14 protein-coding genes are annotated in these 16,500 nt (G+C 73.7%); all 14 read right to left on the bottom strand.

What is annotated here, in order from left to right:
• Positions 1-138: 138 nt before the first annotated feature.
• On the bottom strand, positions 139-375 hold the full coding sequence (locus AB0637_RS19870) for a hypothetical protein (RefSeq protein WP_366174421.1): 237 nt from the start codon (positions 373-375) through the stop codon (positions 139-141).
• Positions 372-1,103 carry a PilZ domain-containing protein gene (locus AB0637_RS19865; RefSeq protein WP_366174420.1) on the bottom strand — a complete coding sequence of 244 codons (732 nt, stop codon included), beginning with the start codon at positions 1,101-1,103 and terminating at the stop codon, positions 372-374. Before AB0637_RS19865 ends, AB0637_RS19870 begins: the two co-directional genes overlap by 4 nt.
• 14 nt (positions 1,104-1,117) lie before the next feature.
• On the bottom strand, positions 1,118-3,613 hold the full coding sequence (locus AB0637_RS19860; protein WP_366174419.1) for a hypothetical protein: 2,496 nt from the start codon (positions 3,611-3,613) through the stop codon (positions 1,118-1,120).
• On the bottom strand, positions 3,597-5,651 hold the full coding sequence (flhA, locus tag AB0637_RS19855; protein WP_366174418.1) for a flagellar biosynthesis protein FlhA: 2,055 nt from the start codon (positions 5,649-5,651) through the stop codon (positions 3,597-3,599). Before flhA ends, AB0637_RS19860 begins: the two co-directional genes overlap by 17 nt.
• A gap of 276 nt (positions 5,652-5,927) precedes the next feature.
• Positions 5,928-6,317: a response regulator gene (locus AB0637_RS19850; RefSeq protein WP_366174417.1), complete on the bottom strand. Its 390-nt coding sequence runs from the start codon at positions 6,315-6,317 to the stop codon at positions 5,928-5,930.
• A gap of 99 nt (positions 6,318-6,416) precedes the next feature.
• Complete coding sequence (locus AB0637_RS19845) at positions 6,417-8,243, bottom strand: ATP-binding protein (protein WP_366174416.1); 1,827 nt, start codon at positions 8,241-8,243, stop codon at positions 6,417-6,419.
• A complete protein-coding gene (locus AB0637_RS19840; RefSeq protein ID WP_366174415.1) occupies positions 8,243-10,537 on the bottom strand; it encodes a GAF domain-containing sensor histidine kinase in 2,295 nt (764 codons plus the stop codon). The genes AB0637_RS19845 and AB0637_RS19840 overlap by 1 nt, the downstream gene beginning before the upstream one ends.
• A 77-nt stretch (positions 10,538-10,614) precedes the next feature.
• Positions 10,615-11,697, bottom strand: a complete 1,083-nt coding sequence (locus tag AB0637_RS19835; RefSeq protein WP_366174414.1) for an EscU/YscU/HrcU family type III secretion system export apparatus switch protein — start codon at positions 11,695-11,697, stop codon at positions 10,615-10,617.
• Positions 11,694-12,488: a flagellar biosynthetic protein FliR gene (locus AB0637_RS19830; protein ID WP_366174413.1), complete on the bottom strand. Its 795-nt coding sequence runs from the start codon at positions 12,486-12,488 to the stop codon at positions 11,694-11,696. Before AB0637_RS19830 ends, AB0637_RS19835 begins: the two co-directional genes overlap by 4 nt.
• Before the next feature lie 3 nt (positions 12,489-12,491).
• Positions 12,492-12,770 (bottom strand): flagellar biosynthesis protein FliQ, encoded by a 279-nt coding sequence (fliQ, locus tag AB0637_RS19825; protein ID WP_366174412.1) that lies wholly within the window; start codon positions 12,768-12,770, stop codon positions 12,492-12,494.
• Between the two features lie 181 nt (positions 12,771-12,951).
• On the bottom strand, positions 12,952-13,905 hold the full coding sequence (gene fliP / locus AB0637_RS19820; RefSeq protein WP_366174411.1) for a flagellar type III secretion system pore protein FliP: 954 nt from the start codon (positions 13,903-13,905) through the stop codon (positions 12,952-12,954).
• Positions 13,902-14,468, bottom strand: coding sequence for a flagellar biosynthetic protein FliO (locus tag AB0637_RS19815; RefSeq protein WP_366174410.1), 567 nt, complete (start codon positions 14,466-14,468; stop codon positions 13,902-13,904). Before AB0637_RS19815 ends, fliP begins: the two co-directional genes overlap by 4 nt.
• Positions 14,468-15,211 carry a flagellar motor switch protein FliN gene (fliN, locus tag AB0637_RS19810; protein ID WP_366174409.1) on the bottom strand — a complete coding sequence of 248 codons (744 nt, stop codon included), beginning with the start codon at positions 15,209-15,211 and terminating at the stop codon, positions 14,468-14,470. Before fliN ends, AB0637_RS19815 begins: the two co-directional genes overlap by 1 nt.
• On the bottom strand, positions 15,208-16,152 hold the full coding sequence (locus tag AB0637_RS19805) for a flagellar motor switch protein FliM (protein WP_366174408.1): 945 nt from the start codon (positions 16,150-16,152) through the stop codon (positions 15,208-15,210). The genes fliN and AB0637_RS19805 overlap by 4 nt, the downstream gene beginning before the upstream one ends.
• Positions 16,153-16,500: the final 348 nt, after the last annotated feature.

Genomic DNA, 16,500 nt, shown 5'->3' with positions numbered 1-16,500 from the left:
GGAACTCAGTGTAGGTGACGAGCAGTGGTCAGCCATGTCGTTCGAGTTACATCTTGGAACGACGAAACCGCCCGCCCCCGGAACGGGGACGGGCGGTGGGGTGCGCAGTGGTGTCCGCGGTGGTTCCGCGGGTCCAGGTCAGCGGTCGTCGCGCCGGCGTCCCACGGTCTCGTCGACCTCGGGGGCCGGGGTCCGGGACGCCTGCTCCTGGTAGGCGCGGACGACGGTGCGCACGACCTGCCCCGCGACGCTGGTGACGACGAGCGCCAGCACGAGGTGCAGCAGCGCCGTGTCGACCTCACCGGTGCCCTGGGCCACGGCGAGGATCGAGGGCCCTGCCAGCAGCAGGCTGACGGCCAGCACGATCGCGGTCATCGGTCTCCTCCACGGCGTTGCCTGATCTGGCTCTGCATGACGTAGCGGCGCAGCCGGTCGGCGGCCGCGACGGGTTCGCTGAAGGCCACGACGACCTCCAGCCGGTCGGGCTCCAGGGCGTCCAGGGTCCGGACGACCTGGCCCTCCTGGACGACGCGGAAGCCGTCGAGGTCGAAGGCGAGCCGCACGAGGCGGCCCAGCTTCAGCCAGCTGCCGAGCGGTACCGAGACGGCGGACCCGCCCTCGGACAGGTCGACGAGCCGGGCGTCGACGACGGGTTCCACGACGGGGTCGTCGGCGTCCTCCTCGGCCGCCAGCGGGTCCCCGTGGACGGGGCTCAGGTGCACCACCCCGACGGCGGGGACGCGGGCGAAGCGGCGGCGCTGTTCGACCACCACGTCGCTGCACGGGGCGAGGTCCCAGGCCGGCACGCGGCGACGGACGACCTCGGCGATGAGGAACTCCTGCCGGGACTGGCCGCGCTGGCCGGCCCAGCAGACCGCCACGGCCAGTCCGGGGGCGACGACGTGCAGGTCACCGCGGAAGCTGGGCGCGGCCACGACGAGGCTGCCCTCGTGCGCGTCCTCGATGCGGGTGGGGATCCGGATGGTCTCCCCGCCGAAGCTGTCCGGCATCTGCACCTCGACCCACACCCGGTCGTTCAGACCGGGCCAGTGGGCAGGAGCCGGGCGGGTGAGCTCGGCTCCTGCCGGGGTGCGTCGGGACATCGTCTGCTGGACCGTCAGCGCAGGCCGTGGTCGCCGGCGGCGTCCAGCAGCAGGCCCGCCCACGCACCGGAGGTGGCGGGACGGCCGTCGAGGAAGCCGACGGGGACGTCCAGGGACAGGACGTCCAGCGGGTCCGGGCTCTCGGCGGCGCGGTGCACGGCCAGGCGACGGGCCGGCAGGCCGACGCCGTCGAGGGCGCGCAGGAGGCTGGCGACCGCGTGGCTGCGGCGGGTGGCGTCGACGCAGACGACGACGGAGGCGGCACCGATCTCGGCGGCCATGCGGGCGGCGCGCTCGGCGTCGGCCCCGGTCGGGCGGGCCGGGATGGCGACCGTCAGGGGCGCGGACCAGCGGCGGGCCTGGTCCTGGCGGGCCGGGAGCTCGTCGGCGGTGACCGTGTTCTGGACGTCGGCGCGACCCAGGACGAGCGGAGCCTCGGAACCGACCTCGTCGGCGACCAGCAGGGCGGCCGCGACGACCGCGTCGGCCTCGCCGATGACGACGACGAGCTCGCCGGCCCCGACGCGCAGCGGCGCGGGGACGTCGATGTCGCGCGCCAGGCGCAGCACGTCGCCGGTGTCCTGCGGCTCGCGGTAAGCCATGCGGGACGCACCGGAACGGTCGCTGTAGGTGGTCACGGGTTCACGGTAAGTCAGATCCATGGTCATCGCCTCGTTGTCGTCCCCATCGCGGTTCACCGCTCGGTCAGTGGCCCGGTCCGCGCGCTCGGTGGCGCGGGCGACGGGCGGGTAGCTGCGGGCCGGACGCTCGTCCTGGCGGTCGTAGCCGGGTTCGAAACCCTTCTCGAAGGAGTCCTGCTCGTAGTAGGACTGCTGGGCGACCGGCTGGTCGAGCTGGTCGTAGTCGTGGGCCCAGTCGCCGCGACGGTCGGCACCGCGCTCGGCCGCCCGCTCGACGGGCCGCTCCACCTCGAAGCGGTCACCGAACTGGTCACCGAACTGGTCCGCGAACTGGTCGGCGAACTGGTCCTCGACCGCGGCGGGGCGGCGCAGCTCCGGTCGCCGGGCCGGGCCGCGGCCCTCACGGGTGGCGCCGTTCGTGGTCCCGAACTGATCGGACACGCGTTCCTCCGGGGTGCGAGCGGGTCGAGCGTCGGGGTGTCCCGGACGGGGACGAACGGAACGCACCGGCGTGGTAACGGAGCGTACATCACCCGTTACTCCAGTCGCAGGCGTTCGCGTGGCCCCGGCCCGCATCGAGGCGAGGGTGCGCGCGAAGGAGTCGCTCTCCGTCGAGATCGGGCGGTGCGGGCGGGCGGTGCGCTCGGCGACCGGCCCCCGCTCGGGGTGCGACACCTGGCCGGCGGCGAACATCGCGCCGAGGCGGTCGGTCCCCTCCGCCGCGTCGGCGGCCGCGAGGACCTCACCGAGCGAGCGGGCGGGCGCCTGGGCGGGCACCTGGCTCGGGAACTGGCCCGGGGCGCTGCTGCGCTCGGCCTGCCGGCGGCGGACGTCGGCACGGGCCGCCTCGCGGCGCACCTCCTGCGCGCGGACCGCCTCGCGGCGTCCGTGCTCGGCGCGCTCGGCCTCCCGGCGCTCCATCTCCAACTGCTGCATCCGCTCCTCTTCCAGGGCTCGTTCGGCGGCGGCACGTGCGGCGTTCTCGCGGTTCCGGGCGGCGCGCTCGATCTCGGCACGCTCCAGCTCGGCGCGCTCGACCTCGGCACGCTCCAGCTCGGCACGCTCCAGCTCGGCGCACTCGACCTCGGCACGCTCCAGCTCGACGCGTTCCATCTCGGCGCGCTCGATCTCGGCACGCTCGATCTCGAGGCGGGCCTGCTCGAGCAGTTCGGCCTCGAACGCCGCGACGGCGGCCTCGTCGGCCTCGTCCTCGAAGCGCTCCTCGAAGCGCTCGTCCCCGCTGTCCTGCGACGGCCCGTCGACGACGTCGGCCGTGAGCTCGTCCAGGTGGGCGAGGTCGGTCGACGCAGTGTGCTGGTCGTCACCCGTTTGCGCGATCACACCCCGGTCCTCGGCATCCGCAGCGGAAACCTTGAGCGCGGCCTGCGAAGGCCCGCTCTGCCGGGAGGCGCGCAGCACCTCGAGCAGGCCGGCACGGGCGGACTCGAACTCGTCGGGGTCCGCGACAGCGGACGCGGCGGGGGCGGCGGACGCGGCGGGGGACGCAGCGGGGGCGACCGGGGCGGCGCTCTCGGCGGCGTCGGCCGCGGCGAGCAGGGCCTCGAAGTCGAGGGGCTCGCGCTCCTCGACGCCGGGGGTGGTGGCCTCGGCGGGCGCCACGGGGGCGCTGCGGTCGGCCTGGTGGTCGGCCTGGTGGTCGGCCTGGTGGTCGGCGTCGTGCGTCACGTCGACGTCCCCTCCGGCGCCGTCCATCTCGACGGTCACCTCGTAGCGTTCCTTGCTGAAGAAGCCGGCCACCCCGCCGGAGCGGATGCGCTCGGCGCGCACGACGCGGGCCGCGGGTCCGTGCTGGGTGCGGACCTCCGTGAGGAGTTCGCCCAGGTCAGAGCCTTCAAGAAGCAAGTGCATGGACACTGCTCACCGATCCAACCGTCTCGATCCGGGGGTGCTGGCTCACGTCGTCGTAGGACAGGACGTGCAGGCGGCCCACCGCCACCTTCAGCAGGCGGCGCAGCGGGGCGCGGAGGGGAGGTGCGCAGACGAGGACCGCGCTGATGCCCTGCCCTTCGGCACGATCGAGGCAGGAACTTGAGGCGGTCACGAGGTGCTCGGCCGTGCGGGCGTCCAGGGCCAGGCTCGCGCCGTGCTCCCCGGGACGCAGGGACTCGGCCAGCTGCTGCTCCAGGACGGGGTCCAGCGTGATGACGTGCAGCGTCCCGTCCTGTTCGTGCACGGCCGCCACGGCCGGGCCCAGGGCGCGGCGGGAGGCCTCGACGAGCCCGTCGAGGTCGCTGCCGGCCTTGGCGCGCAACGAGAGCGCCTCGAAGATGCGCGCGAGGTCCCGGATCGGGACGGCCTCGTCGAGCATGGCCTGCAGCACGCGCTGGACCTCCCCGAGGGTGAGGACCGCGGGCGTGAGCTCGTCGACGACGGCCGGGTGCGTGCGCTTGAGCGCCTCGACCAGGGACCGGACGTCCTCGCGGGACAGCAACCGGGGAGCGTGCGTGCGGACGAGTTCCCCGAGGTGGGTGATGAGGACGCTGGCGCGGTCGACGACGGTGGCGCCCATGAGCTGGGCCTGATGGCGCAGTTCGGCCGGGATCCACTTGCCGGCCAGGCCGAAGACGGGTTCGACCGTCGCGCGGCCCGGCAGGCCGTCGAGGTTGTCGCCGAGGGCGAGCACCTGTCCGGGCGGGGCGGTGCCGCGGGCGACCTCGACCCCGGAGATGCGGACGGCGTACGTCGACATCGGCAGGTCGAGGGAGTCGCGGGTGCGCACGGGCGGCACGACGAGCCCCAGTTCCAGGGCGATCTTGCGGCGCAGGGCGCGGACGCGTTCGAGCAGGTCGCCGCCGCCGGAGGTGTCGACGAGGTCGACGAGGTCGGGGGCCAGGACCACTTCGAGGGGGTCGACGCGCATCTCCTCGAGCAGGTTCTCGGCGGCCTCGTTCGGGTTGTGCGGCACCGGGGCCAGTTCGGCCAGCGCCACGTCCCGGGCGGTCTGCTTGTCGCGCTTGGCGATCCGGGTGGAGGCGAAGACCGCGAGCCCGCCGATGACGAGGAAGGGCAGCTTGGGCATGCTCGGGATGAGCGCCAGGACGAGCATCGCGCCACCGGCGATCTGGAAGGCCATCTTCTGCTGGCCGAGCTGCTTGATGGCCTCCCCGCCCATGTCCCCGTTGCCGGTGGAGCGGGTGACGATGAGGCCGGTCGCGACGGACAGCAGCAGCGCCGGCACCTGGGAGACGAGACCGTCACCGATGCTGAGCAGCGCGTACTTGTTGATCGACTCCCCCGGGCCCAGACCGTGCTGGACCATCCCGATGGCGAACCCGCCGATCAGGTTGATCATCACGATGATGATGCCGGCGATGGCGTCGCCCTTGACGAACTTCGAACCACCGTCCATGGCGCCGTAGAAGTCGGCCTCGGCGGTGACGTCGGCGCGGCGCTGCCGGGCCTCGCCCTCGTCGATGAGGCCGGCGTTGAGGTCGGCGTCGATGGCCATCTGCTTGCCGGGCATCGCGTCGAGGGTGAAGCGGGCGCCGACCTCGGCGACGCGCTCGGCACCCTTGGTGATGACGACGAACTGGATGACGACCAGGATCAGGAAGATCACGAGGCCGATGACCAGCGAGCCGGAGATGACGAAGTGCCCGAAGGCCTCGATGACCTTGCCCGCGTAGCCGTCGGAGAGCACCAGGCGGGTGGAGGCGACGTTCAGCCCGAGGCGGAAGAGCGTCAGGATGAGGATCAGCGACGGGAAGACCGAGAAGTCCAGCGGTCGCTTGACGAACATCGTCACCAGCAGCGCGATGAGCGAGAGGGTGATGTTCAGTGCGATGAGGAAGTCCAGGATCGCCGCCGGCAGGGGCACGACGAGCAGCAGGACGATCCCGACGACCCCCGCGGGGATCGCCAACTGGGGGAGGTTGCGAAGTCGCACTGCACCGCCTGTCTCGCGCGCGGGAACCCGTTCGGGTGTCCCTCGTCCAGCGGCCGGTCCCTGGCCTGCTCCGGCCGTCCTGGCCACTGCCTCCTTCGGCACTCCGGGCCGCGGCCTTGAGTCACCCGGTCGGACGCACCCGCCCGGGCTCCCCCGCCGCGGGCGCTCGCGGGCCGGTCACGGGGCGCGTCACGGGGTCGGTCCCCCGGACGCCACGAGCCCCGCCCGCCGGGTGGCGGACGGGGCTCGGGACGGACGTGGGCGGACGCCGCGGGATCACCAGCCGGCGGCGGCCTCCGCGCCGGCCAGCAGGGCCTTGTCGATCGCGCCGGCCAGGGCGCTGACGACGAACGGCTTCGTGAGGTAGATCGCCCCGAGCTCCTCCCCCGCGGCGATGTCCTCCGGACGCACGCGGGCCGAGAGGAAGATCGCGGGCAGGTCGGCGTGCTCGGGCTGCGCCCGCAGCGTCCGCAGCACCTCCAGTCCGCTCATCCCCGGCATGGCGACGTCGAGGACGATGACCTCGGGGGCGCCGCGCTCGGCGACGACCGCGAGCGCCTCGGCGCCGGAGGGGGCGGACACGACGCGGTGGCCGAGTCCGCGCAGGCGCAGCTCGACGAGCTGGCGGATGTCCGGGTCGTCCTCGACGACGAGCACTCGTGCCACGGGGGTCCTCCTGGACCTCGAAGGGGCGGGGTTCTGTCGGCCCCATCGGTTCGGTGGGGGGTGGAGCTGAGGGGGGCGGGTGCCACCCACCCGATCGGCTCAGGGGTCGCCGGGGGCCCGGTCGAAGGTGGCGCGCAGGGTGGCGCCGCCGCCGGGGGTCTCCTCGGCGCGGATGCGTCCGCCGTGGCGGGCGACGATGCGCTGGCAGGTGGCCAGGCCGATGCCGTGCCCGGCGCGGTGACCGGTGTTCTGACCGGTGTTCTGACCCGTGTTCTGACCCGTGTGCTGGCCGGCCCGGGGACCGGTGCCGGTGGCGAACATCGCGAAGACCTCCTCGCGCTGGTCGGCGGGGATGCCGCGGCCGTTGTCGGCGACGAGCAGTTCCCAACCGCCGCAGGGCAACCCGGTGACGGTGACGTCGATGCGGCACGGGCGGTCGGGGTCGCGGTAGCGGACGGCGTTGCCGAGGAGGTTCTGCAGGAGCTGGCGCAGCAGCACCGGGTCGGCCTGCACGTCGACGGCGGCGCCGGGGACGGGGGGCTGCTCGGTGTAGCCGATCCGGGCGACGGCGGCCGCGGCGCCGAGGTCCTCCACGACGTGGCTGAGGACGTCGCGGACGACGACGGGCCGGGGGGTGAAGCCGCCGGAGTCGGCGCGGGCGTGCTCGAGGACGGCCTCGATGAGGCTCTGCATGCGGTGGGCGGCGCGCAGGGCCGTGCCGACCCAGTCACTGCCCTGCGGGCCGAGGTCGTCGCGGTGCACGTCGAGCACGAGGTCGAGGTAGCCGATCACGGCGGTGAGGGGGGAGGCGAGGTCGTGGCTGGCGACGGCGGCGAGGTTGGTGAGCTCGTCGTTCGACCGGCGCAGCTGCTCCCCCGCCGACTCCAGGGCCGCGATGCGGGCGCGGTCGGCGGTGATGTCCTGCATGGCGACGACGGCGCCGAGGACGCGGCCGTCGTCGTCGTGCAGGGCGCGGCCCGTGCAGGCGACGCGGACGGCGCCCCGGCCGGCGGGGGCGATGACGATCTCGGCGCCGCGGACGTCCTGGCCGGCGAGGGCGCGGTGCAGGGGGACGGCATGGGTGGTCAGGGGGGTGGTGCCGTCGGCGGCGAACAGGTCGAAGGCCCGGGCCTGCTCGCTGGCGGGCAGGGCCGCGTCGGGGGGTGCGAGGGGGTCCAGGCCGTGCATGTGCCGGGCGGCGGGGTTGAAGACGGTGAGGTGGCCGTCGGCGTCGCAGGCGACGACGCCGACGTCGACGGAGTCGAGCAGGGCCTGGGCGAAGGCGTCGCGGGAGCGCAGTTCGGCGAGGGTGATCTCCAGGAGCTGGCGCTGCTCCTCGACCTCGGCGACGAGGGTGGCCTGCTGCCGGGCGCGGCGGCGCCGTTCGAGCAGGGCCATGACGACACCGGCGAGGTCGCGCAGGCGGTCGACCTGGTCGGCGGTGAGGTCGTGGGGGGTGTCGTCGAAGACGCAGAGGCTGCCGAGGTGGTGGCCGTCGTCGGTGACCAGGGGCGCGGAGGCGTAGAACACGACGTCGGCGAAGCGGCCGTCGACCCAGGCGCTGTCGCGCAGGCGCGGGTCGAGGCGGGCGTCGCGGGTGACCACGACCCGCGCGGGGTCACCGGGGCCGGTGAGGTTGCGGGCGCACAGGGACTCCGAGCGCGCGCTGGTGCCACCGGCGAAGCCGACGGCGGACAGCTGGCACTGGCGCTGGGCGTCGATGAGGTTGACCGTGGCGGTCCGGACGCCGGCGATGGCGGCGGCGATCCGCACGACGGCGTCGAGTTCGGGGTCGGCGGGGGTGTCGAGCAGGTCGTAGCCGCGCAGGGCGGCCAGGCGGGCCGCCTCGGTCCGCTCGTCCAGCCGCGGGCGGGGGGCCGGCCGGTGGAGCGAGGGGGGGACCGTCCGTTCGTCGTGGAGGCTCATCAGGCACCTCCCACCGTCTGCGCCTGCGGTGTCCCACCCCGACGGTCGGGGCCGGGTTCGGGGTCGGTCAGGGGCAGCCGCACGGTGACGGTGGTCCCCTGCCCCTCGACGGAGTCGAGGTCGATGCGACCCCCGTGCAGGCGGACGAGGTCGCGGGCGATGGTCAGGCCCAGGCCCGTGCCGGGCACCTGCTGCAGCGCGGCGTTCGAGGCGCGGGCGAAGCGGCCGAAGACGCCGGCGACCTCGCCGGCGGGGATGCCCATCCCGTTGTCCTGCACGATGATCCGCACCTCGTCGGGGTGGCGCTCGACGCGGACGCGGACGAGGGAGCCGGCGGGTGAGAACTTCACGGCGTTGTCGACGACGGCCAGGAGGGCGCGGTGCAGGTGCTCGGCGTCGCCGGGGACGCGGACCCCGGCGAGCTCGTCGGGGGCGGTGGTGCAGCGGACGCTGCCGCCGCTGGTGGGGCCCGCCTCGACGGCGGCCAGGACGCCGGTGAGCAGGTCGGCGACGGTCGTGGTGCCGCGCACCTCGGTGGCGGGGGCGGACTCCACGCGGGACAGCAGCAGCAGGTCCTCGATGAGCGCGCGCAGCCGGTCGGTGTTGCGTTCGACGATGCCCAGGACGGCGGCGACGTCCTCGCCGACCTCCCCGACGGCGCCGTCGCGCAGGAGCTCGAGGTAGCCGGAGATGCTGGTCAGCGGGGTGCGCAGCTCGTGCGAGACGGTGGCGAGCAGGTCGGACTTGACCGCCTCGACGTCCCGCAGCTCCCCCAGCAGCCGTTCCTGGGCGCGGTACAGCCCGGCGAGCACGAGGGCGCGGGAGAGGTCGACGGCGACGGAGCGGGCGAGTTCGACCTCCTGGACGGTCCAGTCCCGGGGGCCGGTGCCGCACACGACGGTGAGCAGCCCCTGCGGGGTGTCGCCGACGCCGATGGGGACCAGCAGGAGGGCGCGGGCGTCGGTGCCGCGCAGGAAACCGTCGAGCTGGGCGGAGCGGCCGCGCAGGGTGCGGGCGTCGGGGACGGCGTAGACCTCCCCGGAGGCGTGCAGCTCGTGCAGCCAGCTGCGGGAGTCGTCGAACGCGCGGAGGGCGCCGTCGGTGGCGGGCAGGGTGCGCAGGGGCGCGAGGCCGGCCACGGCCCACTCACCGGCGACGGGTCCGAGGCCGGCGCCCTGCCCGGACCGGGCGGGGGTGGCCCCGTCCTGCAGCATCCGCACCCAGACCCGGCCGACGCGCAGCTCCTCCCCCAGCCGGGTCACGGCGACCTGCAGGGCGTCCTCGGCGACGAGCTGGTCGCGGACCTGGCGGCCGATGTCGCCGGCGAGGCGGTGCAGCCGGGCGGACTGCTCGGCGGCCTCGAGCAGGCGGGCGTTCTCGCGGGCCAGGGCGTTGACGGCGAGGGCGACGCTGCGCACTTCGGCGGGTCCGGCGGTGGGGTCGGCCTGGGCGCTGCGGTCCCCGCGGCCGTGGGCGTCCAGGACGTCGACGAGGGTGCGCAGGGGGTCCACGAGCGCGCGGCGGGTGCGGGCGCCGGTGCCCGCGACGACGGCGAGCGCCGCGCAGAGGGTGAGGGCGAGCACGACGAGGGCGCCGTAGCGGACCCAGTTCTCGGTGCTGGTGGCGTCGTGGCGCTGGCGGCGGACGAGGTCGTCGAGGCGGGTGTTGGCGTCGCGCAGGTCGGCGAAGGCCCGCGACTGCGCGGCGGCGCCGGTGAGGTCGGCGGCGCCGCGGGCGGGGTCGGTGGTGCCCAGCCAGACGTCGATGAGCCGGGTCTGCTCGACGAACAGGCTGCGCTGCAGCGGGTCGGTGAGGAGGGACTCGACGCGGGCGCGCAGCGCGGGCAGGGCCTGGACGGAGCGGTCGTAGGTCTGCAGGTCCTGCGGGAGGTGGGTGTCCTGGTGGTCGCGGACGGCGGCGTCGGCGTCGGCGAGGGTGAGCTGGAGGGTGGCGTTGGCCGCTTCGAGGCCGCGCAGCTGCGTCTCGCGGGCCCGGGAGGAGCCGGTGACGAGGAGGCCGCCCACGCCGCTGGCCCCGACGAGCAGCAGGAGTGCGACGACGAGACCGAGGGCGCGGGTGAGGCGGACACCGACGGAGGTGCCGGCGGCCACGGCGGTGCGGTCGTCCGCGCGGCGGCGGGGGCCCCCCGGGGCGGCGGCGTGAGGGGCGGGGCCGAGCCGGGTCAGGGCGGAGGTGAGGGCGTCGTCGGGGGCAGTGGGCCCGGCGGTCGGCCCGGCGGTGGGGCCGGTGCGGGCGTCGCGCTGCGTCGCTCCCGGTTCACTCCCTCGGCCCATTGTGGAGCCATCGGCGTGGCGGGGGCCGACCTTGACCGTGCAGTGCCCTCGCGTGGCGATCGAGGAGGTGGCGGGGCTCAGGCGGGCAGGGTGTGGGCTTCGCCGAACGCGGTGAGGGACCCGCGGGTGCGCAGGCTCATGACGAAGGCGAGGATCTTGGCGACGGTCGCGAAGAACTCCGGGGGGATCTCCTGGCCGACCTTGACGCTCTTGTACATGGCGCGGGCGAGCTCGATGTCCTTGACGAGCGGGACGTCGCTCTCCTTGGCCTTCTCGCGGATCTTCGTGGCGATGGCGCCGGCGCCCTTGGCGACGACCTTGGGGGCGCCGCTGCCGGGTTCGTAGCGCAGGGCCACGGCGATGTGGGTGGGGTTGACGAGAACGACGTCGGCCCGGGCGACGTCGGCCATCATCCGGTTGCGGGACATGGCCATCTGCTTGGAGCGGATGGCACCCTTCAGGAGCGGGTCGCCCTCGGCGTTCTTGTGCTCCATCTTGATGTCCTGCTTGCTCATGCGCAGCTTCTTCATGATGCGGCGCCGGCTCATGGCGTAGTCGGCGACGGCGATGAGGAGCCCGACGACGATGGTCACGGTGAGCATGCGGACGACGGCCGACCCGGTGAGGGAGAGCACGGAGGCCATCGGCATCGTGCCCTGCCCGACGAGGCGGGGGGCGAGGTCCTTGGCCACGAGCCAGACGGCGCCGCCGATGACGACCGTCTTCAGCAGCGACTTGGTCCCCTCCCACACGGCCTGCGGACCCCAGTGCTGCTTGAGGCCGTTGACCGGGTTGAGGTTGGAGAACTTGGGTTTGAGCTTCTTGGGGGCGAAGTAGAGCGTGCCCTGCACGGCGCCGGCGACGACGACGGACAGGACGGTCGCGGCGGCCAGGGGTCCCAGGACGGCGGGGACGCCGGCGAAGGTGTCGGTGAGGACGGACAGTGCGCGGGCCGGTTCGGGGTCGACGGCGACGTCGGCGATGCGGCCCATGGTGCGCTGCAGCAGGACACGCCCCGCCTCGATGGTGTGCGGGATCGTCGCGGCGCCGGCGCCGGTGGACAGCCAGGCGGCCACGTCGCGGGAGAACGGGACGTTCCCCTCGTCGCGGGCCTCCTTGAGCTTCTTCGGAGTCGGCTTCTCGGTCTTCTCCCCGCTCACCCGGCCCCACCCCCCGTCAACGCGGGCGTGACCATGCGCACGACGGTCTCGCGGGCGGTGTCGGCGAGGTCGCCGACGACACCGGGCAGCAGGGAGAAGGTGAACCCGCCGAGGGTGAGGGCGATGAGGATCTTCACGGGGAAGCTCATGGCGAAGACGTTGAGGGCGGGGGCGACGCGCGAGAGCAGGCCGAGGCCGATGTCGGTGAGGAACAGCACGGCGATCAGGGGCGCGGCGATCTGCAGCGCCGAGACCATGAGTTCGGTGACGCCGGAGGTGAAGACGCGGGCGACGGTGCCGGTGTCGACGCCCGCGTCCAGCGGCAGGACGTCGTAGGAGCGCAGGAAGCCCTGCAGGATCAGCAGGTGGCCGCCGGAGACGACGAGCAGCGCGGTGGTGGTCCAGGCGTAGAGCTTGCCGAAGATGGCCGTCTGGGACTGCATGAGGGGGTCGTAGGCGCTGGCGAGCTGGAAACCGCCGAACAGGTCGAGCATGTCGCCGGCGGCCTGGACGGCGGCGAACAGCAGCGCGACGAACGCGCCCATGACGACGCCGACGAGGGCCTGCTGCAGCGCGGCGGTGATGATGGCGCCCGGTTCCACGGGCGGGACGGAGTCGCGCAGGCGGGTCGCCACGGGCAGGGCGATGGCCACGGACAGCATCGCCTTGGTGCGGCCGTTGACGGCCTTGTTGGCGAACGGCGGGGCGAGCATGAGGAAGGCCGCGGCGCGGATGCTCGCGAGCAGCAGCGCCATCAGCAGGTCCAGCGGGACCGAGGGGACCCCCTGCACGGTTCAGCCCCCGTGGGTCAGCAGGGCGGGGATCTGCTCGTACAGCGCCGTGGTGAAGCTCGTCATCTCGTGCAGCATCCACTTGCCGCAGAACACGATGGCGACTCCGACGGCGACGGCCTTGGGCACGAAGGAGATCGTCTGCTCCTGCAGCTGCGTGACGCTCTGGAACAGGGAGATGCCGAAACCCACGGCCAGGGCGGTCAGCAGCATGGGGGCGCAGAGCTTGGCGGCGAGGACGAGAGCGGTCATCCCGAGGTGGATGACGGTCACGTCGGTCATCTGGTCGCCTTCCTGTTCGCAGGGGTGTCGCGGGGTGTCACGGGTGTTCCGGTGACTGCTTCGGCTGTTCGGGTGAATCCCTTGAGCCGGACGGGGTCCGGCGCTCAGGGGCGGTCCCGGACGCGGACGTGCCCGGGCACCCGCGAGGGGTGCCCGGGCACGAGGCCTCGGTGGGAGGGGTTCAGCCGGCGTAGGAGGAGACGAGGGACTTGATGATGAGTCCCCACCCGTCGACCATCACGAACAGCAGCAGCTTGAACGGCAGTGACACGGTGACCGGTGGCAGCATCATCATGCCCAGGCTCATGAGCGCCCCGGAGACGACGATGTCGATCACCAGGAAGGGGATGAAGATGACGAACCCGATGATGAAGGCGCTGCGCAGCTCCGAGAGCGCGAACGCGGGGACCAGGGTGGTCAGCGGCGTCTCCTCGCGCGTCTTGGGCAGGTCCCGCTTGGCGGCCTTGGTCATGAGCGCGAGTTCCTCGGGCCGCGTCTGCTTGAGCATGAACTCCTTCAACGGCTTCGAACCGTCGTCGAAGGAGGCCGTCGCGGTCTTCTCGCCCTTGAGGTAGGGCTGGACGGCGACGTCGTTGATCTGGGTGAACGTCGGTGCCATGACGAACATCGTGAGGAACAGCGCGAGCCCGGCGAGGACCTGGTTGGGCGGGGTCCCCTGCAGCCCGAGGGCGTTGCGGGTCAGGCCGAGGACGATGAGGATCTTGGTGAAGCTCGTCGTCAGCAGCAGCAGCGCGGGCGCCACCGACAGGATCGTCAGGGCGATGATGATGGTGATCGACTGGCTGGGCTTGCCGTCGACGCCGTTGATGTCGACCGAGACGGACCCGGTGCCGGCGGGCGCGGTCGGGTTCTGGGGCGCCTGCGGGTCCGTGGGGGCCTGCACGCCCGCACCGAACCCGGCGGGGAGGTTCGCGGGGAAGGCCGCGGGGGCGGCGGCCAGGGTCACGGTCGAGACCGAGCCGGCCACGGCGGCGGGCGCGGCGGCGGGAGCGGCCGCCTGGGCGCTCAGCGCGCCGCCCACGACCAGTCCCCCGGTGAGCACCAGGGCCGCGGCGAGCCGGCGGGCGGCTCGGGTGGTCCGGGTCGTCTGGGGCCGGACTCGGGAGTTCGTCACCTGCGGGTCGTCCTCTCACGCAGCACGTCGACTGCCTTGGACCAGGTGGCCGGGGAGAGCGCCGAACCCTGCACACCGGTGGCGGTGTGGCGGGCGGGGGCCTTCACGGCGATCGTCTCGCCGGCCTTGCGGAGGTAGCGCTCCCCCGACACCGGTTCGGTGTGGGAGTGCGCCGCGACGGCGTCCGTGCCGCTGAGCAGGTCCGCCTCGTCCGTGGCGGGGGTGGTGATGTCCACCTCCTCGACACGTCCGGCCGAATCCTTGAGCACCACGTCCGGGTGAACGCCCTCACCCGCGGTGACGGGCAGGACCGACGCGACGTCGGTCTCGCCGAGGAGGGAGACCCCACCGTCGGAGATCCCGACGACGAGGGCCTTGTCGCCGACCTTGACCAGCGCGACGGCGGCCTTGGCACCCAGGCTCTGCTTGGCCAGGACGGTGAAGTCCGCCCCGCCGGCCACGCCGCCCTGACGGCGACGCAGCCAGCGGGAGATCAGGTAGAGCAGTCCGAGGACCGCCACGAGCGAGATGCTCGTGCGCGCGATCGCGGCGACGGCGTCCATCAGGCGCCGGCCTCCGGGGTGACGATCTCGGTGATGCGGATGGCGTAGTCCTCGTCGACGACGACGACCTCACCGCGGGCGATGAGCTGACCGTTGACGAGGATGTCGGCGGGCGAGCCGGCCGCGCGGTCGAGCTCGACGACCGAGCCCGGCGTCAGGGCCAGCAGGTCCTGGACGGTCATGTGGGTGCGGCCCAGTTCGACGGTGACGTCCATCTGCACGTCGCGCAGCAGGTCCATCGTGCGGCGCGGGCCGCCGGCGGCCGAGGCGGACGCGGTGGCGGTCGCCGTGGGCGTCGGGTTGTCGGACTGGGCGGTGAGCGTCAGGCCGATGAGGGCCAGGGTCTCCCCGCCCGCACCGACCAGCGCGACCGCGCCGCCGTCGAGCTGGCGCAGCGCCTGCGCGGGGTCGCCCTCCACACCCGCCTCGAGCACGCACTGGCCCAGGGAGTGCACGACGGTCTCCAGCGCCGGGCGCAGGGCGTCGACCGGGTCGAGGGCGCCCTCGGGGCTCATGAGGAGCGTGTTGAGCGTCTCCTCCCCCACGACGACCGTGACGCGGCCGTTGGCGGCACCGGCGAAGTTCGCCGACACCGCGGTGCCCTCGTCCCCCATGTCGGGGGCGGAGGCGACGGGCACGATGTCGGTGATCGTGCCCGGAGCGGACAGCGGGAGGACGGCGAGCGCAGCCTGGGCGGCCTCACGCAGGGTCGCGGTCAGGTCGGTGGTGGTCATGGCGCTCATCGGGCGTTCTCCTCGGGGGTCGGGACGATCAGGCAGGCGAGTTTGGCTCCGCGGCTACCGGCCACGGCGGAGGCGACGTGGGCCCCGGAGGCCACCACCTCCAGGGGCTCGTCGGCGCGGTGCGGCAGGCGCAGCACGTCGCCGGGGATGAGCGAGAGGATCTCGTCGGGGCGCATCTGCGCCGCCTGCATCCGCACCGACACCTCCACCGGGATGTTCTCCAGGTGGTCGTCGAGGCGGTCGCGCATGAGGCGCCGCAACCGCAGCTCCTCGGGGCTGGCCACCCGCAGCTCGGCCGCGGTGAGCGCCGCCGACAGCGGGTCCAGCGGCATCGCCAGCGTCGCGGTGCCCGTGGCGCCCTCGACCTGCAGGTGGAACGAGGAGACGATCATGACGTCCGTCGCGGCCGCGGCCTGCGCGAAGGCGGGGTTCTGGTCGATCGCCGTGAGCTTCGGCTTCAGGTCGGTCACCGTGGCCAGCGAGGAGGCCAGCTCGACGAGGGTGCGCTCGACCATGCCCCGGGCCAGGACGGCCTCGATGTCGGTGAGCTGGCGGGCCGGCTGCTCGTTCGCGCCGGTGCCGCCGAGCATGCGCTCGATGCAGGACAGGACGAACGCGATGTCCATGTGCAGCACCGCCGCACCGACGAGTGGCTCGGGGTCGAAGACCGCCATCACCGTCGGCATCGGCAACGACGCGGCGTACTCGTCGTAGCTGTACTGCTGGATGCCGTCGAGCTCGACCTGCACGGTGGTGCGCAGGGTGGAGGACAGCAGGGTCGCCCACTGACGGCAGAAGCCCTCGTAGGTGATCTCGAGCACGCGGGCGTGCTGACGCGACAGCTTGGTCGGCCGTCGGAAGTCGTACGGGACGGGGACACCGCGTCGCCGGGAGCGACGGGTGCCGGTCCGCTCTGCGGTGCTGGGGGTCTCTGCTGCCACGCGCTTCCTATCGGCACGAACGGCCGTCACCCTTTAGCGCGAGCCCGAACGGGTGGTCCCCCGCCCCCGCGCTCAAGTCCCCGCGGGGTCGGCTGGCGGGCGCCCGGGGGGACTCGTTGGAGCGTCGCGCCGCTGGGTTCGGCGCAATGCGTCGACGGCCCGGAACCGCGGGGTCGGCCGGGGGTGGACTCGTAGACGCATCCGGCTCGTCCTACGAGCCCGACGTCACAACGACCCCCCACCCGGCGGCCGGACCCGGCGGACTCGTTGACGCATCCGGCTCGACCTACGCCTCCGGCTCGGGGTCGACGCTGCAGGCCCTGCTGGACTCCCCGGACCGCGGCCTCC

The sequence above is a fragment of the Kineococcus sp. NPDC059986 genome (genome assembly GCF_040702905.1).
Lineage (GTDB): Bacteria > Actinomycetota > Actinomycetes > Actinomycetales > Kineococcaceae > Kineococcus.
This window is presented reverse-complemented; position numbering and strand designations above follow the sequence as displayed.